The following is a 17328-nucleotide window of genomic DNA, read 5'->3' on the forward strand; positions in this document are numbered from 1 at the left end:
CGATCACCTCGACCGGGTCCGCCTCGGCCGCGTCCGCCCCGACGGCCCCCAGCTCGACCGCCTCCACTCCGACCGCATCTTTCCCCATCGCCCCCGGCGGCCGGCGATGAGACGCCCGCCCCGCCCCCACCTCTCCCGCCGCGCCTTCCTCGGCGCCCTCGCCACCACCGCGGGCGCTGCCGCGCTCACCGGCTGCGGAGCCTTCGGCATCGACACCCCGCCCGGCCAGACCGGCGATGCGCTCCGCAGCGGCCGCCCCCTGCCCGCGCCGTTCCAGGTGCCGCTGCCGCGCCCGGCCGTCGCGCGACCGTCCGGCACCGTCACGCTCCCCGACGGCACCGCCGCCGACCTCTACGAGATCACCCAGCGCCCGGCCGAGGTCGAGATCCTGCCCGGGGCCCGCACCACCGTCTGGGGCTACGACGGCACGTTCCCGGGGCCGATGCTGGAGACGCGCACCGGTCGTCCGGTCGTCGTCCGGCATCGCAACGAGCTGCCGGTCCCGACCGTCACGCACCTGCACGGCGGCCACACCCCGGCCGACTCCGACGGCTGGCCGCTCGACCTGCTGCTCCCCGTCGGCAGAGGTGCACCGCCACACGGCATGCCTGGTGACCTGGCCGTCGGCACCCGCGACCACCACTATCCGATGACCCAGCGCGCGGCCACGCTCTGGTACCACGACCACCGGATGGACTTCACCGGCCCGGCCGTCTACCGCGGGCTGATGGGCCTGCACCTGGTGCGCGATGCCGTCGAGGACGCCCTCCCGTTGCCGCGCGGCCCCCGCGAGTTCCCGCTCGTGCTCTGCGACCGCTCCTTCGACGCCGACGGCCAGTTCGCCTACCCCTCGCTCGACCGCAGCCTGCGTCGCGTCCCCGGCGTGGAGGCGGCCTGGATGGAGGGCGTGCTGGGCGACGTCGTGCTGGTCAACGGCGCCCCGTGGCCCGTCGCGGAGGTCGACGCCGCGCGGCACCGCCTGCGGATCCTCAACGGCGCGAACGCCCGCCGCTTCTCCCTCGCCTTCCAGGTGCCGGGCAGCCCGGACCTCCCGGTCACCCAGATCGGCTCCGACGGCGGGCTGCTCGCCGTCCCGGTCGAGCGGCCGACCGTCGACGTCGCGCCGGGTGAGCGGTGCGACGTCGTCGTGGACCTCGGGCGCGTCCCCGTCGGTACCGAGGTCACGGTCGTCGACCTGTTGGGCACCGGATCGACCCGGGACGTGCTGCGGTTCCGGGTGGTCCGTGCCGCGCGCGACGACAGCGCCGTCCCGGACGTGCTGTCGGAGGTCGAGCCCCTGGTCCCCGGCCTGGTGCGCCGCGAGTTCGTGTTCCGCCGCGGCGGGGTCGGCGGCCACTCCGGCTGGACGATCAACGACCGGTCCTTCGATCCCGACGCGTCGCGGGCCGACATTCCCCTGGGCGAGACCGAGATCTGGCGGTTCCGGACCGACGTCCACCACCCCGTCCACCTGCACCTCGATCCCGTGCAGGTCCTCGCGCGCGGCGGCCGCGGGCCCGGGCCGTCCGACGCCGGGTGGAAGGACACGGTGGACCTGCGGCCGAGCGAGATCGTGGACGTCGCCGTGCGCTTCACCGACTTCGCGGGCCGGTTCGTGCTGCACTGCCACAACCTCGAGCACGAGGACATGGCGATGATGGCGACGATCCGGACCGTCCCCGGCACGAACGGAGCGTGAGGCGCCCGGCCGCGGCCCACGAGGACGGTGGTCACCCCGAGTGGGTACCCGCCTACGGTATGGATTCCGTTGCTCCGATCTGCCTACGCTTCCGGGCGACCGATGAGTCCGCAGGAGCGAGGGAGTCGACCTTCACATGGCCTGGTTCAACGCCCTCCTCGCCTGCGTGTCGCTCGTCCTCGGGCTGCTGCACCTCGTCCGCCTCGCGACCGCGCGCCGCGACGGCCGCCCGGCCGCCGGGGAGGCCGCACACGCCGTGATGGGGTTCGGCATGGCGGCGATGTTCTCGCCCGTCGGGGACCCCGTGCCGCCCGCGGTGTGGATCGCCGCCTTCGGCCTGAGCGCCGCCTGGTTCGCGGCGCTCGCCCTGCGCACCGGCCCCGCCTCCGACGACGCCGGGCACCACGTCGTGTGCGGCGTCGCGATGCTCTTCATGCTCTCCCTGGGCCTGGGGGAGCAGGCCGCCCCGGCCGGCGGGCACGCCCACCACGGGTCGGCGAGCCCGGCGGCCTGGACCTCGGTCGTCGCGATCGTGCTCGCCGGCTACTTCGCCTGGCACGTCATGCGGTGCGGGGACCGTTTCGCCGCCGCCCGGCGGGTGCGGATCTCCCTCACCGAGCCCGTGCCGGCCGGTGCACCCGTCGAGATCGCCCCGCCTCCGGTCCACAGCGGCAGCTGCGGCCACGCCGGCAGCCCCGTCGAGGGCCGCCTCGCCGCGCTGCGCGCTCCCGGGGCCGCAGCCGTCGCCCACCTGGTCATGGCCTCGTCGATGGCCGTGATGCTGCTCGGGATGATCTAGAAGCGGCTGACGACGTCCGTCACGAGCAGAGCCAGGAACAGCACCGAGGCGGCGCCGAGGAACAGGTTCGACAGCCACCCCGACCTGCCCTTCCCGCTGACCCGCTTCGAGTTGAGCAACAGCATCAGCGTGACGGCCAGGAACGGCATGAAGACCGAGCCGAGCACGCCGTAGACGAGCGTCAGGCCGAAGGGCTTGTCGATGAAGAGCAGGCCCATCGGCGGGATCGTCAGCCACAGCAGGTAGCCGCGGAAGGGCAGCGAGCGTTCGGTCTCGCCCGAGGCGAACCGCTCGACGGTGGTGCCCGTCTCCGCCGCCCTGCCGTGCGGCAGCCGGATCGCCCGGGTCCAGTCGGCGAACATGAACGAGACGCCGTTCCACACCCCGAGCAGCGATGTCGAGGTCACGGCCAGGAACCCGATCAGGAAGAGGATCCGCGCCCAGGCCCCGTAGCGTTCGTCGAGCGCGGTGCCCAGCACGAGCAGGCCGCTGTCGGACTCGGTGAGGTTCTGCCCGAACAGCAGGGTGGAGCCGACGATCAGCATGGCGATCACGAAGATGCCGGTCATGACGTAGCCGATGGCATTGTCCAGCCGCATCATCGACAGCCACCCGGTGCCCCGCCAGCCCTTGGCGAACATCCAGTAGCCGTAGGCGGCCATGGTGATGGTGCCGCCGACGCCGCCGATGAGGCCGAGGACGTAGATCGTCGAGCCCTCCGGCAGCCGCGGGACCAGCCCCGACGCCAGGTGGCCCAGATCCGGCGCGACCAGCACGGCGACCGCGACCACGGTGCAGAACTTGACCAGCACCAGCACGGTCATGAACTTCTCGAAGAAGGCGTAGCGCTGCGTCCACACCAGCACGAGCCCGACGACCCCGGCGATCATGGCCCAGTACCGCACGGACAGGCCGCCGAACAGGGCGTTGAGCGGCAGCCCGACCGCGGACATCGCCGTCGCGCCGTACACGAAGCCCCACACCACGATGTAGACGCCGAAGAAGACGGTGGCCCACCGCCCGAGCCGCCGCCAGCCGTCGAGCAGGGTCGTGCCGGAGGCCAGGTGCCAGCGGCCGACGCCCTCGCCGAGCGCGAGCTTCAGCACGGTGCCGAGGATCGCCGCCCAGAGCAGCACGGTGCCGAACCGTGCGCCCGCGACCATCGTGGCCACGAGGTCGCCCGCACCGACGCCGGTCGCCGCGGCCAGGAGACCGGGCCCGACCTGCCGGATCTTCGCCCCGAGGCCGACGGGCGGCGTGAGCTCCGTGGTCCGGTCCACTCCCTGCTGCGTACTCACGGTGACCTCCCGCTCCGGCGACTTCGTCGACCCCGTCCCGGAAACGGTAGAGATGTCCGCTCTGTCCCGCAGCACCTGGCGTGCGACCGGGCTCACCGATCGTGCAAGGGTGCGGACGGTACGTTTCCGCTTTACCGTCGTAGCGGGTCCGACGAGAGAGGCGAGAAGCGGCCGTGGCGAGCATCGAAGAGGTCAGGGACGGCATCGCGCAGGCCAACGACAAGGCCTCGGAGAGCATGGGGGCACTCGATCAGGCGCGCTCCAGCATCGAGGAGGCGCAGCGGGCGCTGCAGCAGGTGACCGAGGGCAGCTCGCAGAGCGACGTGGAGCAGGCCAACGCGTACTACGCCGAGGCTGCCAGCAAGATCGACGACGTCCAGCAGGCCATCAACGCGGCGATCGAGGCGGCCGAGGGCGTCGCCGCCCGGCTGTAGGTGCGGGTGCACCCCGACCGGAGGACACCGGAGTGAGCATCGCCGACCTGCGCGCCGCCCTGGAGGGCGTCGGCAGTGCCACCGGCGAGGCGCGTACCCACGCGCAGCGCGCCGCGGAGCGGCTGGGTGAAGCCGCCGCCCTGCTGGCCGAGCTCACCGAGCGGACCGGCGCCGACCTGCCGGTGGCGGCGCTGCAGAAGGCGCGCGAGGAGGTCGACGAGCTGGCGGCGACGGTGGGCCTGGCGGGCGACGCGGTCGCCGACCTGGGCGCTCGGCTGTAGTCGTGGCCGCGGGGAGGAAGGCGCGCCGGGACCGCATCACGGCGGCGTTCGACGCGTTCCACGCCGCCGCCGCGCGCGCCCTCGGCGCGGCCGCACGGCAGCGCGAGTCGGCCGTCAACGCGCAGGCCGAGGCCATGTTCGAGCTGTGGCTGCGGCGCGAGGGCGTCGCGGCCGTGCACGGTGACCCGTCCATGGCGCCGGCCTTCCGCGCACCGGTCCTCGCCGCGGCCGTCGAGCGTGCCGAGCGCGACCGGCTGGCCGGTCTCTCCGGCTGGCTGCCGGACGGACCACGCGCGCTCGCCGACGTCGTCGCCGACGCCGCCACCGGTCCGGCCGGAGCCCGCGGCACTGCATGGCTCGACGAGGTCGTGCGCGCGGCGGACCCCGACGCGTCGGGCTCCGACCTGCTGCGCAACGAGGGCGTCAAGGACCACCCGGAGCTGTGGCGGATCGGCACGGGGCACCTGGAGATCGGCGAGGCGTTCCCCGTCGCCGTGCCCCTGCTCGACGAGTCCCACCTGCGGATCGACTCCGTACCGGAGTCCCGCCCCGCCGCCGAGGCGCTGGTCGAGCAGCTGCTCATGCGCATGCTCGCGTGCTTCCGGCCGGGCATCCTGACCGTCGACGTCTGGGACGTCGGCCAGTACGGGCTGATGCCCGCGCTCTACCCGTTGGCCCGCACCGGCCTGGTCACCTCGCACGACCCCAACCGGCTCGGCGACCTGCTCGACGAGCTGTCCGAGCGGATCCGCAAGGTCCACAGCCGGGTGCTGGTCGGCGGCTTCCCGTCGCTGCGGGCACATGCCGCGCACGAGGGCCGGCGCAGCGAGCCGTGGGTCGTGGTGGTGCTGGCCGGCAATCGGACCGCGTTGCCCGAGGACCAGCAGCGGCAGCTGCAGCGGATCGCCCGCAGCAGCCTGGCCTGCGGGATCCACCTCGCGATGCTCGACGTCCCGGTGACCGTCGCCGCGCCCGTCGAGACCGTGCGGTTCACGAAGCAGGGCGTGCGGTGCTCCATGACCGGCCCGCACGTGCGGGTGGAGCCGGACCCGCCGCTGCCCCGCCAGCAGGTCACGGACGCATGCAGCGCGATCGTCCGCGCGCACGAGGCCTGGCGGGCCAAGGTGTCGACCTTCGCCGACCTGCTGCCGAAGGACCGCCAGGGCCGGCTGACGTCGGAGTCCGGGGTGCGCACCCCGATCGGCTTCACCGACGGCATGCACGTGGAGCTCGCGCTCGACGACGCCTCCCCGCACGCGTTGATCGGCGGGCCGAGCGGGTCCGGCAAGACCAACCTGCTGCTGGCCATGATCGGGTCGATGGCCGCCCGGTACGACCCGCACGAGCTGCACTTCTACCTGCTGGACTTCAAGGAGGGCGTGTCCTTCGCCCAGTTCGCGCCCGGCCGCCGGGACACCAGCTGGCTGCCGCACGCCCAGCTGATCGGGATCAACGTCAACACCGACCGCGAGTTCGGGCTGGCGCTGCTGCAGTTCCTCGCCGACGAGATGCGCCGCCGCGCCGAGGCCGCCAAGTCCTTCGAGGTGACCAAGCTCGAGGAGCTGCGGCGGGCCGATCCGCGCGGGCACTGGCCCCGGATCGTCGCGGTGGTCGACGAGTTCCAGTACCTGTTCGCGGAGAAGGACCAGGTCACCAAGCAGGCCACGGCGCTGCTGGAGGACGTCGCGCGGCGCGGGCGTTCGCAGGGCATCCACCTGGTGTTCGCGAGCCAGGACGTCTCGGGGATCGAGGCCTTCTGGGGTCGCCCGGCGATCTTCGAGCAGTTCGTGCTGCGGATCGCGCTGCCCCGGGCGCGCCGCGTGCTGGCCAACCTCAACGACGCCGCGCTCGCCCTGCCGCGCTGGCACGCCATCGTCAACCACGAGTCCGGGATGAAGCACGCCAACGAGATCGCCCGGATTCCCGACGCGGGCGCCGGATCGGATCTCGACGAGGTCCAGCGGGCCGCCCACGAGCGCTACGCCGGGCCGCCGCCCCGGCTGTTCGACGGGGCCCGCTCGCCCGCGGTGCGCGAGCTGCTCGCCGCGGTGCCGGTCGACGGCACCCCGCGCGCCCTGCTCGGCCAGGTGATCGACATGGCGGGCAGCGCCGCCACCGTCGAGCTGCCCGACGCGCCGGGCCGCAACGTCGCCGTCCTCGCCTCCGCGTCGGCCGAGGCGCTGCGGGTGATGGGCGCTGTCGCGGCGGCACTGGCGCTGACCGCGCCCGCGGAGGCCCGGTTCGTCGTCGCGCCGCTGGTGGCGGAGCTACCCGGCGCCGCGCTGGCCGGGCGGGAGACCGAGACCGTTGGGCTCGACGGGTTCCGCGCGCGGATCGAGGAGCTGGCGCGCGAGGTGAAGGAGCGGGTCGGCAGCGGCGAGCGCCGGCCGGTGTATCTGCTGCTCCTGGGGGCCGACGCGGCCGATCCGCTGCTGGAGCGGTCCGGCACCGAGGCGCTCCGCACCGTGCTGCGGTTCGGTTCGGAGGTCGGTCTGCACGTGGTCGGCTGGTGGCGCTCCGCGACGCGCCTGCGGCAGCTGCTGACGCTCTCCGCCGGGGTCGACGACGTCGGCGCCTGGATCGGGCTCGACGTCCAGGGCTCCGAGCTCGGCGCCCTCGCCCCGGGCCTGGGCACGACCTGGGCGCCCCGCCCGGGCCGCGGCCTGTTCTTCGACCGCGCCGTGCACGCGCGGCCGGAGGTCGTGATCGTGCCCGGCTCGCTGGAGGACGCATGAACATGCCGGACCGGCCGGAGTCGCCGGCCGCCGCGTACCGCCGCATCGCGAGCGGGATCGAGCAGGCGGTCGGGGCGGTCCGGCGGCAGGACGAGCAGCGCGCGACCCGCCTCGAGCAGGCGCTGGCCCGGATCGACGCGCGGATGCGGCGGGTGGGCGAGCGTGCCGCCCTGACCCGCTTCTCCGTGGAGCTGCACTGGGAGTCGGCGCTGGAGGCGCTGTGGGCGGAACCGTGGATGACGGTCCGTCCCTTCCCACGCCCCGACACCGAGGCCGACCCCGCGCAGCTGGAACGCTACGAGCGCGAGGTCGACCGGACGTACACGGAGCTCATGGACCTCGTCGCCCGCCGCCGCTTCGGCTTCCGCCGCTGAGGGACCTCAGTCGTCCTCGTCGTCGCGGGCGAGGAAGGTGGCCAGGCGTTCGACGGCGTCCTCGTAGCTGGGGTGCGAGTCGACGAAGGCCCGGAGGCGGGCGGCCAGCCACTCGACGCTGACCGCCTCGTCCCCGCGGCGTTCGACCAGTTCCTCGATGCCCCGGTCGGTGAAGTACATCGGCCGAGAAGTCCCTTACGAGAAGGCGTTGTCGATCAGCTTGCGCTGCTCGACCTCGTGCACCTTCGACGACCCGGCGGCCGGCGCGGCCATCCGGCGGCGGCTGACCCGGGTGAGGCCCGAGAGCCGCTCCGGCAGCTTCTCCGGCAGCTCGAGGCCCATGTGCGGCCAGGCGCCCTGGTTGGCCGGCTCCTCCTGGACCCAGCGGATGTCCTGGGCGTTCGGGTAGCGCTCCAGGACCGAGGCCAGCTGGCGGTCCGGCACCGGGTACAGCTGCTCGACGCGGACGATCGCGGTGTCCGTGATCTCGCGCTTCTGCCGCTGCTGGTGCAGCTCCCAGAAGATCTTGCCGCTGCACAGCAGGACCTTCTTGACCGACGAGGAGGGCCCGTCCGCGGAGCGGAACTCCGGGTCGTCGATCACCGGGCGGAACCGGCCGCCGGTGAAGTCCGAGATCGGGCTGACGACCGCCTTGTTCCGCAGCATCGACTTCGGGGTGAAGACGACGAGCGGGCGGCGGACCCCGTCGAGCGCGTGCCGGCGCAGCAGGTGGAAGTAGTTCGCCGGCTCCGACGGCAGCGCGACCGTCATCGAGCCCTCCGCGCACAGCTGCAGGAACCGTTCGATGCGGCCGGAGCTGTGGTCCGGGCCCTGGCCCTCCAGGCCGTGCGGCAGCAGCAGCACGATGTCGGAGAACTGGCCCCACTTCGCCTCACCGGACGAGATGAACTCGTCGATGATCGACTGGGCGCCGTTGACGAAGTCACCGAACTGCGCCTCCCACATGACCAGGGCGTCGGGGTTGGCGACCGAGTAGCCGTACTCGAAGCCGACCGCGGCGAACTCCGACAGCGCCGAGTCGTAGGGCAGGAACCGGCCCTGGTCCTCGGCCAGGTTGCGCAGCGGGTAGTACTCCTCGCCGGTCTTCCGGTCGATCAGCACCGAGTGCCGCTGCACGAACGTGCCGCGCCGGGAGTCCTGGCCGGAGAGCCGGACCAGCTTGCCGTCCATCGCCAGCGAGCCGAAGGCGAGCAGCTCGCCGAAGGCCCAGTCGACGTCGCCCTCGCGGGACATCTTCATGCGCTTGGCCAGCACCGGCTTGACCCGCTGGTGCGGGGTGAAGCCCTCGGGCAGGTGCTCGTGCACGTCGCCGACCCGGTGCACGACCTCGAGCGGGATCGAGGTGTCCAGGTCCATCGGGACGAGCTGTTCCTTCTCGACCGAGGCGGACACGGCGGGCGGGGTCTTCTCCAGCTCGCGGACCTCGTTGAACACGTGCTCGAGCTGGTTGGAGAAGTCCTTGAGCGCGTGCTCGGCCTCCTCCATGGTGATGTCCCCGCGGCCGATCAGCGACTCGGTGTAGATCTTGCGCACCGAGCGCTTGGCGTCGATCACGTCGTACATCGCCGGCTGGGTCATCGAGGGGTCGTCGCCCTCGTTGTGGCCGCGGCGGCGGTAGCAGATCATGTCGATCACGACGTCGTTGTTCCACCGCTGCCGGTACTCGACGGCCAGCTTGGCCACCCAGACGCAGGCCTCGGGGTCGTCGCCGTTCACGTGGAAGACCGGCGCGCCGATCATCTTCGCCACGTCCGTGGAGTACTGCGACGAGCGCGAGTGCTCCGGCGCGGTGGTGAAGCCGACCTGGTTGTTGACGACGACGTGGACGGTGCCGCCGGTGCGGTAGCCGCGCAGCAGGGCCAGGTTCAGCGTCTCCGCGACCACGCCCTGCCCGGCGAACGCCGCGTCGCCGTGCATCATCAGCGGCAGGACGGTGAAACCGCCCTCGCCCTTGTCGAGCAGGTCCTGCTTGGCCCGGACGATGCCCTCGAGGACCGGGTCGACGGCCTCCAGGTGCGACGGGTTCGAGGCCAGCGACACGACCGTCTCGCCGTCGCCGAACATCCGGAAGTACTTGCCCTCGGCGCCCAGGTGGTACTTGACGTCGCCGGAGCCGTGCGCCTGGCCCGGGTCGAGGTTGCCCTCGAACTCGCGGAAGATCTGGCTGATCGGCTTGCCGACGATGTTGGCCAGCACGTTGAGCCGGCCGCGGTGCGGCATGCCGATGACGACCTCGTCGAGCTCGTTCTCGGCGGCCTTGTCCAGCACGGCGTCGAGCAGCGGGATGACGGTCTCGCCGCCCTCCAGCGAGAACCGCTTCTGCCCGACGTACTTGGTCTGCAGGAAGGTCTCGAACGCCTCGGCGGCGTTGAGCTTCGAGAGGATGTACTTCTGCTCGACCACCGAGGGCTTCTGGTGCGGCACCTCGATGCGCTCCTGCAGCCAGGCGCGCTGCTCGGGGTCGGCGATGTGCATGTACTCAGTGCCGATGGTGCGGCAGTAGGAGTCGCGCAGCAGGCCGAGGACGTCGCGCAGCTTCATGTGCGCCTCGCCGCCGAACCCGCCGACGGCGAAGTCGCGGTCGAGGTCCCACAGGGTCAGGCCGTGGGAGAGCACGTCGAGGTCGGGGTGGCGGCGCTGGCGGTAGTTGAGCGGGTCCGTGTCGGCCATCAGGTGGCCGCGGGTGCGGTAGGACTCGATCAGCTCGAGGACGCGCGCGGTCTTGTCGACCTCGCCCTCGGGGAAGTCCTGCACCCAGCGGACCGGCTCGTACGGCACGCGCAGCGACGTGAAGATGTCGTCGTAGAAGCCGTCGTCGCCGAGCAGCAGGCGGTGCACCCGGCGCAGGAAGTCGCCGGACTCGGCGCCCTGGATGATCCGGTGGTCGTAGGTCGAGGTCAGCGTGATGATCTTGCTGACGCCGATCTGGGCGAGCCGCTCCTCGGAGGCGCCCTGGAACTCGGCCGGGTACTCCATCGCGCCGACGCCGACGATCGTGCCCTGACCCTGCATCAGCCGCGGCACCGAGTGGTTGGTGCCCAGCGTGCCCGGGTTGGTCAGCGAGATCGTGGTGCCCTGGAAGTCCTCGGCGGTGAGCGAGCCGTTGCGCGCCTTGTGGACCATGCCCTCGTAGGCGGACCAGAACTGCGCGAACGTCATCCGCTCGCAGCCCTTGATCGACACCACGACGAGCGAGCGCTGCCCGTTCTTGCCCGGCAGGTCGATGGCCAGGCCGAGGTTGACGTGCTCGGGCTGGACGACGGTGGGCTTGCCGTCCGTCTCCACGAAGTGCCGGTTCATCGTCGGGAAGTCGGCGAGGGCCTTCACCACGGCGTAGCCGATGAGGTGGGTGAAGGAGATCTTGCCGCCGCGGGTGCGCGTCAGCTGGTTGTTGATGACGATGCGGTTGTCCGCGAGCAGCTTCGCCGGGACCGCGCGCACGCTCGTGGCCGTGGGGACGGCGAGCGAGGCGTTCATGTTCTTGACGACGGCGTTGGCCGCGCCGCGGATCGGCAGGACCTCGTCCCGGCTCTCCGCGGCCGGCTTGGCGGCGGCCTTGGAGGTGCTCCCGGCGGCGGGCTTCGCGGCGGGCGGGGCCGCGCCGTTGCGGGTGGTCGCGGCGCGATCGCCCGAGCGGCGGACCTCGGTCGGCTCGGCGGGACTGGTCGTGGGTGTGCTGGCGGGGGGCACGTCCTGCTTTCCGGTGCGAGAGGAACCGTTGCTGGTGGCGGGGCGGTCGGCGGCGGTCTTCGCGGCACTCGTCGCGTCGGCGGCCCCGGCGTCGGCGGAGCCGCGGTCGGCCTCCGCGCGCTCGGCCTCGCCCTGCGCGGTCGGGCTGTCCTCGGCGGGCGCGGCACCCGACAGCGACCCGCCGGGCTTGTAGTCCGCGAAGAAGTCGTGCCAGGCCGGGTCGACCGTCTTGGGATCCTCGAGGAAGCGCTGGTACATCTCCTCGACGAGCCACTCGTTCGGGCCGAACTGGTTGGCGCCGAACTCCCCGGTTTGGCCGGTCGTACTACTGGTGGACACGCGCTCTCAACCGCCTTGGTTCGCTCGAAGCTCTTCAGTCGCCGATGACCGCCGTCCCAGGGTAGTCCTCCCCGGAAGGGAGCCGATATGTGCTCGGTCGCGTTGTGACCTCCGCCCGGCGGGTGCCCGTCCGGTCCCGTCAGAAAACCGGGAGGGCGCCGATCGCGGGCACCACGGCCGTGCGCACGGAGGTCTCCGCGATCACGGTGCCCTCGACCAGCCCGCACGAGGAGTCGCGCCGCAGGGTGTCCCGCTCGCCGGCGTACTGCCCGTCGACCGGGTCGACGAGGAGTTCGGTGCGGGTGGGCCCGGTGTCGTGCACCAGTGCGAGGCAGAGGTTGCCGTCGAGGTCCTTGACCTCGTCGACGAGCGTGACGGCCGGGAGCTCGAGCAGCGCGGCGTAGAGCGGCGCGCGCAGGTCGGCCGGGACCGAGCAGGTGCGCAGGGCGTCGACGGCGCTGCGGAAGGGCCCGGTGTAGGTGCGCCCCTGCGGGGCGTCGGCCAGTAGCCGCGCGAGGAGCTCGGCGGGGTCGCGGGGCAGCAGGGCCAGGAACTCGGGGGTGGGCGTGGCCCAGCTCCCGGCGCGCCGGTGCGGGGCGGAGTCGTGCAGCTCGGCGTAGAAGTCGCCGTACTTCGCACGGAATCGGCCGGTGGGCCACGCCTCGCGCAGGTCGAAGCCGGCGTCGTCGGCCGCCTCGCCGGAGCCGGCCAGCCAGGTGACCCGCCCGGTGAGCTCGCGGTCGAGCAGCCAGTCGGCGTCCTGGACCGCGGGCATCCACTGCTGGAGCAGGTGCTCGGACAGGTGCACGTGCACCGGCTCGGCCGGGTCGGGGCCCATGAACGTCCCCATCCACCACGCGTGCGTCGCGATGTACCGGTACTGGTCCGGTTCCATCGGTTCGTCGGACGTGCGCACGGGCAGGTCGGGCACCACGCAGCTCCCGGAGGTCGGCAGGTTCACCCGGCATTGTGGAACGGGTCCGACACGGCCCGTGACACCACCCCCGGTTCGCGTGACCGTCCGGCGCTCACCCGGGCGTCACGGCAGCCACTCGCGCACCTGGCCGAGGACCCCGGGGGCGTCGTTCGTGACCGGGTTGACCTGCAGGTGTGTGACGCCGACCTCGTGCAGCGCCGCGATCCGCTCCTTGACGAACGACGGCGGCCCGATGAGCGTCGACTTCTCGATGAACTCGTCGGGCAGCGCGGCAGCGGCCTCCTCCTTGCGCCCGTCGAGGTAGAGGTCCTGGACCGTCCGCGCCGCGTCCGCCCACCCCTGGCGCTGCATCACGGTGTTGTAGAAGTTCTTCCCGCGCGCGCCCATGCCGCCGACGTAGAGCGCGAACATCGCCCGCGCCGCCTGCCGGGCCGGCTCCCACATCTCCTCCTCGATCGCGAGGAAGCCGCCGCCGGTGATCTGCAGCGGGCCGAGCTCGGGTGCGCGCTTGGCCAGGCCGGCGGCCAACGGCGCGCCGAACGCCTCCTGCATCCGCTCGGGGACGACGGCGTGCGGGAGCCAGCCCTCGGCGAGCTCGGCCGTCATCTCGACGTTCTTGTCGCCGAGCGCCGCGATCCAGATCGGGATGTCGGCCCGGCGCGGGTGGTTGATCAGCTTCAGCGGCTTGCCGAGCCCGGTGCCCCGGCCCTCCGGCACGGGGATGGTGTAGATGCCCTCGTGCTGGATGCGCTCGCGCCGCCAGACCGCGCGGCAGATCTCGATGACCTCGCGCGTGCGGCCGATGGGCTTGTCGAACGGCACGCCGTGGAAGCCCTCGATCACCTGCGGCCCGGAGGTCCCGAGACCGAGGATCGCCCGCCCGCCGGACAGGGCGTCGAGACCCGCGGCCGTCATCGCCGTGAGCGTGGGTGTGCGGCTGTAGATCGGCAGGATGCCGGAGCCGATCTCGAGGCGCTCGGTGCGCGCGGCGAGGTAGCCCATGAGCGACACGGCGTCGTAGCTGTAGGCCTCGGCGACCCACACGACGTCGAGCCCGGCCTTCTCGAGCTCGACGATGCGGGCGGCGCCCGCCACCGGGTCGTCGCTGTACGGCAGCTGGGTCGAGAGCTTCATGACAGTGAGACTGTCACATGGTCGGGCTCCCTCACACCGTCCGCCGCTCCCGGCCCGACCAGAAGGGTGTGCGCAGGTCCTTCTTGAGGATCTTGCCGGTGGGGTTGCGGGGCAGCTCGGCCACCACCTCCACGCCCTTCGGGCACTTGTACGAGGCCAGGTGCGCGCGGCAGTGGGCGAGCACGGCCGCCTCGTCGAGCCGGGCCCCCTCCGCGTCCGCGGTCGCGACGACGATCGCGCGGGGCACCTCGCCCCACCGGTCGTCCGGCACACCGATCACCGCCACGTCGGCGATCCCCGGGTACTCGGCCAGCACGCGCTCGATCTCCGCCGGGTACACGTTCTCCCCGCCGCTGACGATCATGTCCTTGACCCGGTCGGTCACGTAGACGTAGCCGTCGGCGTCGAGGTGCCCGCCGTCGCCGGAGCGCAGCCAGCCGTCGGGTGTGACCGCCGCGGCGGTCGCCTCCGGCTGCCGCCAGTACCCGGCCATGAGCTGCGCGGTGCGCACCCAGATCTCACCCGGCTCGCCCGTGGGCACCGGTTCGCCCGTCGCGGGGTCGCGGACCTCGATCTCGACGCCGTGGATCGGCGTGCCGGCCGAGACCAGCCGGTGCGCGACCGCCGGGTCCTCGTGGTCGGCCGCGGACAGCGCCGTGACCACGCCGCACGCCTCCGTCATGCCGTAGACCTGGTGCATCCGCCCCGGGAAGAGCGGCAGGCAGGCCCGCATCACCGGCAGCGGCATCGGCGAGGCGCCGTAGGAGAGGACCTTCATCGCCGAGAGGTCACGGGTCCCGACGCCCGGGACCTGCGCGATCGCGGCGAGCAGCGCGGGCACCAGGAAGGTGTGCGTGATCCGCTCGCCCGCCAACTGCTCGACCACGGCGGCCGGGTCGGGCACGCGCAGCATCACGATCCGCGCGCCGAAGTGGATCGCGAGCAGCGCGTAGCTGGTGCCGCCCACGTGGAACAGCGGCATCGCCACCTGGACGACGGCGTCGTGGTCCACCTCGAAGCTCTCGGCCACGTTGGTCGAGTGCGCCAGCATCGCCCGGTGCGTGAGCATCACGCCCTTCGGGAAGCCGGTCGTGCCCGAGGTGTAGAGCTGCACGAAGCAGGCGTCCGGGTCCACCTCGGCCGGACCGGTCTCGGGCTCGTGCGCGGCCAGCCAGGCCTCGTACTCGTCCCCGCCGCCGTCGTCCCCGCTGGCGCGGACGACCCGACGCAGGGCCGGGGCCTCGCCCCGCAGGGCCTCGGCCGCCTGCACGAACTCCGGCCCGACGAGCAGGAGCACAGCGCCCGAGTCGTTGAGCACGTGGACGATCTCCGGCGGCGCCAGCCGGAAGTTGACGACGGCGTTGGCCGCCCCGATCCGCGCGCACGCCAGGGTCAGCTCGAGGCAGGAGGGGTGGTTGAGGTCGAGGACGGCCACCCGGTCGCCGGCCCCGACGCCCGCGGCCCGCAGCGCCGCGGCCAGCCGGCGGACCCGCTCGTCGAGCTCGGCCCACGTGCGCCGCACGCCCTGGAACCGCAGCGCCTCGGCGTCGGGCCGCTCGGCGGCCCAGCGTCCTAGCAGGCCGGACACGTCGGCGGGACGGTCGGGGGACAGCGTCATCGGTGCTCCCGGGTGCGTGAGGTGGATCACGGGCCGCGTCACTCTAGCGTCGGGGAGAACCGGAATCGAGGGACGAACCGCACGGATGCACCCCAGGGCCCACGACGGGCGGGACGGGGGCAGGATGGGGCCCGGCGAGCGTGAGGAGAGGTGTGGGACGCGAACCCGACGGCAGCGGCCGGATCGAGGTCTCCGGCCTGACCAAGCGGTTCGGCACGGTCGAGGCCGTGCGCGGGCTGTCGTTCGCGGTCGAGCCGGGGGCGGTCACCGGTTTCCTGGGGCCCAACGGCTCGGGCAAGACGACGACGCTGCGCGCGATCCTCGGCCTGGTCGCGCCGACCGCGGGGTCGGCCCTGGTCGAGGGCGCCCCGTACGCCGAGCTGACCGGACCCGCCCGGGTCGTCGGCGCGGTGCTGGAGGCTCAGGGCGCCCATCCGGCCCGCACCGCCCGCCGGCACCTGCAGGTCTGCGCCTCGGCGGTCGGCGCGCCGGAGCAGCGGGTCGACGAGGTGCTGGCGCTCGTCGGGCTCATCGACGCCGCCGACCGCGCCGCCGGCGGCTACTCGCTCGGCATGGCCCAGCGGCTCGCGCTGGCGACCGCGCTGCTCGGCGACCCGCGGATCCTGGTGCTCGACGAGCCGGGCAACGGCCTCGACCCCCAGGGCATCGCCTGGCTGCGGGAGTTCCTGCGCGGCTTCGCCCACTCCGGGCGCAGCGTGCTGGTCTCCAGCCACCAGCTCGCGGAGATCGCGCAGACCGCGGACCGGCTCGTCGTCATCTCGGGCGGCACCTGCGTCTACCAGGGGCCGGCCGACGGGCTGCACGGCCGGCCCGCCGTCCGCGTCCGCTGCTCCGACCCCGTCCGGCTGGCCGAGGCGCTCGCGGCCCGCGGCGTGCTGGAGATCGACCACGTCGCCGACGGCGGGCTCGCCGTCGCGGCCGACGCGGTGCTCGTCGGCGACACCGCGCTCGCCGCCGGCGTGGCGCTGTACGGGCTGGTCGAGGAGCGGGCGGACCTCGAGGCGATGTTCCTGCGGCTGACCGGCGGAGGCGTGGCGTGACGACCGACCTGCTCCCCACCGCGGGCGTCCTGCGGGCCGAGGCGCTCAAGGCCCTGTCCGTGCGCACCTGGTGGGCGCTCGCGATCCCGGTGGGCCTGCTCGCAGTGATGGTGAACCTGTTCGGCGGCCTGTTCAGCTCGGCGGTCGCCGGGGTCGGCGACGGCCTGCCCGGGATCCTGCTGGCGTCGCTGGCCTACGCGCTGTCGCTGACCACGGTGTTCGCGGCGCTGCACGGCGTCGTGCTGGCCACGGCGGAGTTCCGGCACCGGACCGCGACCACCACCTACCTGCTGGCCGGGCGGGTGCCCACCCTGCTGGCGAAGGCCGCGGTGGCCGCCGGCGTCGGGGCGGCGTACGCCCTGCTCGCGATCGTGCTCGGCCTGCTGGCGGGCCTGCTCGGGCAGGGTGCGGCGCCGCTGCCGTCCGTCGGCGGGATCGTGATGCTGAGCGTCGTCGGGATCGTCGTGGCCGCACTCTGGGCGGTCCTCGGGGTGGCGCTCGGGACGGTGCTCGTGAACCAGGCCGGCGCCGTCGTCGTGCTGCTGGTCTACGTGTTCGCGGCGGAGAACCTCGTCTCGCTGATCCTGCGGTCGGGCACCGAGGAGGGCAGCGCGCCCTCGGCGATCGCCCGGCTCACCTCCTTCCTGCCCGCCAACGCCGGCGACATCGCGCTCTACGACCTGCCCGCCCGCGAGCTCGGCGGGCGGTTCGCGTCGTCGATCGTCGAGGGCCTGGCCGGGGTCGCCGGCCCGCCGCCGGCGTGGGGCGCGCTGCTCGTGCTCCTCGTGTGGACGGGGGCCGGGCTGGCCGTGGCGTGGGTCGTCGGCGGGCGCCGGGACGTGACCTGAGCGGTCTCGCAGGTCCTGTGACCAGGGACGACGTCATCGAGCGGCGGAGTGTCGGACCCG

14 protein-coding genes are annotated in these 17328 nt (G+C 73.2%); 8 read left to right on the forward strand and 6 right to left on the reverse strand.

Translation table 11 applies throughout. The features are described 5' to 3' along the window. Nucleotides 1–106 precede the first annotated feature (106 nt). A complete protein-coding gene (locus LWC33_RS02200) occupies nt 107–1699 on the forward strand; it encodes a multicopper oxidase family protein (protein WP_233302427.1) in 1593 nt (530 codons plus the stop codon). Between the two features lie 136 nt (nt 1700–1835). Then, on the forward strand, nt 1836–2498 hold the full coding sequence (locus tag LWC33_RS02205) for a DUF5134 domain-containing protein (protein ID WP_233302428.1): 663 nt from the start codon (nt 1836–1838) through the stop codon (nt 2496–2498). Here the strand turns inward: LWC33_RS02205 and LWC33_RS02210 are convergent. Then, complete coding sequence (locus tag LWC33_RS02210) at nt 2495–3796, reverse strand: Nramp family divalent metal transporter (protein WP_372476533.1); 1302 nt, start codon at nt 3794–3796, stop codon at nt 2495–2497. The two genes, LWC33_RS02205 and LWC33_RS02210, sit on opposite strands and share 4 nt — an antisense overlap. Before the next feature lie 173 nt (nt 3797–3969). Between LWC33_RS02210 and LWC33_RS02215 the strand changes: the two genes are divergently transcribed. The 4 genes from LWC33_RS02215 to LWC33_RS02230 are packed head-to-tail and all read left to right on the forward strand — an operon-like array spanning nt 3970 to nt 7620. Then, the gene (locus tag LWC33_RS02215; RefSeq protein WP_037053182.1) at nt 3970–4230 is read left to right on the forward strand and encodes a hypothetical protein; all 261 of its coding nucleotides are present in this window, start codon (nt 3970–3972) and stop codon (nt 4228–4230) included. 32 nt (nt 4231–4262) lie between these two features. Further along, on the forward strand, nt 4263–4511 hold the full coding sequence (locus LWC33_RS02220; protein WP_233302429.1) for a hypothetical protein: 249 nt from the start codon (nt 4263–4265) through the stop codon (nt 4509–4511). Between the two features lie 2 nt (nt 4512–4513). Continuing rightward, nucleotides 4514–7246 (forward strand): FtsK/SpoIIIE domain-containing protein, encoded by a 2733-nt coding sequence (locus LWC33_RS35730; protein ID WP_233302430.1) that lies wholly within the window; start codon nt 4514–4516, stop codon nt 7244–7246. After that, complete coding sequence (locus LWC33_RS02230; RefSeq protein WP_233302431.1) at nt 7243–7620, forward strand: hypothetical protein; 378 nt, start codon at nt 7243–7245, stop codon at nt 7618–7620. Before LWC33_RS35730 ends, LWC33_RS02230 begins: the two co-directional genes overlap by 4 nt. Before the next feature lie 6 nt (nt 7621–7626). Here LWC33_RS02230 and LWC33_RS02235 read toward each other — a convergent pair whose 3' ends face one another. The 5 genes from LWC33_RS02235 to LWC33_RS02255 all read right to left on the reverse strand — a co-directional run bounded on the left by LWC33_RS02235 (nt 7627) and on the right by LWC33_RS02255 (nt 15359). After that, complete coding sequence (locus LWC33_RS02235; RefSeq protein ID WP_233302432.1) at nt 7627–7800, reverse strand: DUF6104 family protein; 174 nt, start codon at nt 7798–7800, stop codon at nt 7627–7629. 15 nt (nt 7801–7815) lie between these two features. Beyond that, the gene (locus tag LWC33_RS02240; RefSeq protein ID WP_372476535.1) at nt 7816–11589 is read right to left on the reverse strand and encodes a multifunctional oxoglutarate decarboxylase/oxoglutarate dehydrogenase thiamine pyrophosphate-binding subunit/dihydrolipoyllysine-residue succinyltransferase subunit; all 3774 of its coding nucleotides are present in this window, start codon (nt 11587–11589) and stop codon (nt 7816–7818) included. Nucleotides 11590–11809: 220 nt separating this feature from the next. Then, a complete protein-coding gene (locus LWC33_RS02245; protein WP_233302434.1) occupies nt 11810–12631 on the reverse strand; it encodes a hypothetical protein in 822 nt (273 codons plus the stop codon). Between the two features lie 78 nt (nt 12632–12709). Then, entirely contained in the window at nt 12710–13741 is a 1032-nt protein-coding gene (locus tag LWC33_RS02250) for an LLM class F420-dependent oxidoreductase (protein ID WP_233302435.1), read from the reverse strand. Between the two features lie 31 nt (nt 13742–13772). After that, a complete protein-coding gene (locus LWC33_RS02255) occupies nt 13773–15359 on the reverse strand; it encodes a long-chain-fatty-acid--CoA ligase (protein ID WP_233302437.1) in 1587 nt (528 codons plus the stop codon). A 152-nt stretch (nt 15360–15511) separates the two neighbouring features. On the opposite strand from LWC33_RS02255, the gene LWC33_RS02260 reads away from it, so the two are divergent. Together LWC33_RS02260 and LWC33_RS02265 are read left to right on the forward strand one after the other, a co-directional pair. Next, a complete protein-coding gene (locus LWC33_RS02260) occupies nt 15512–16420 on the forward strand; it encodes an ATP-binding cassette domain-containing protein (protein WP_233302439.1) in 909 nt (302 codons plus the stop codon). Next, a complete protein-coding gene (locus tag LWC33_RS02265) occupies nt 16417–17268 on the forward strand; it encodes a hypothetical protein (RefSeq protein ID WP_233302441.1) in 852 nt (283 codons plus the stop codon). Before LWC33_RS02260 ends, LWC33_RS02265 begins: the two co-directional genes overlap by 4 nt. Nucleotides 17269–17328: the final 60 nt, after the last annotated feature.

The sequence above is a fragment of the Pseudonocardia terrae genome, from assembly GCF_021343995.1.
Lineage (GTDB): Bacteria > Actinomycetota > Actinomycetes > Mycobacteriales > Pseudonocardiaceae > Pseudonocardia > Pseudonocardia terrae.

Bases quoted from the DNA above. Each gene is read 5' to 3' on its own strand.
- LWC33_RS02255 (WP_233302437.1), bottom strand. From the start codon at position 15,359: ATGACGCTGTCCCCCGACCGTCCCGCCGACGTGTCCGGCCTGCTAGGA.
- LWC33_RS02205 (WP_233302428.1), top strand. From the start codon at position 1,836: ATGGCCTGGTTCAACGCCCTCCTCGCCTGCGTGTCGCTCGTCCTCGGG.
- LWC33_RS02235 (WP_233302432.1), bottom strand. From the start codon at position 7,800: ATGTACTTCACCGACCGGGGCATCGAGGAACTGGTCGAACGCCGCGGG.
- LWC33_RS02230 (WP_233302431.1), top strand. From the start codon at position 7,243: ATGAACATGCCGGACCGGCCGGAGTCGCCGGCCGCCGCGTACCGCCGC.
- LWC33_RS02250 (WP_233302435.1), bottom strand. From the start codon at position 13,741: ATGAAGCTCTCGACCCAGCTGCCGTACAGCGACGACCCGGTGGCGGGC.
- LWC33_RS02200 (WP_233302427.1), top strand. From the start codon at position 107: ATGAGACGCCCGCCCCGCCCCCACCTCTCCCGCCGCGCCTTCCTCGGC.
- LWC33_RS02240 (WP_372476535.1), bottom strand. From the start codon at position 11,589: ATGTACCAGCGCTTCCTCGAGGATCCCAAGACGGTCGACCCGGCCTGG.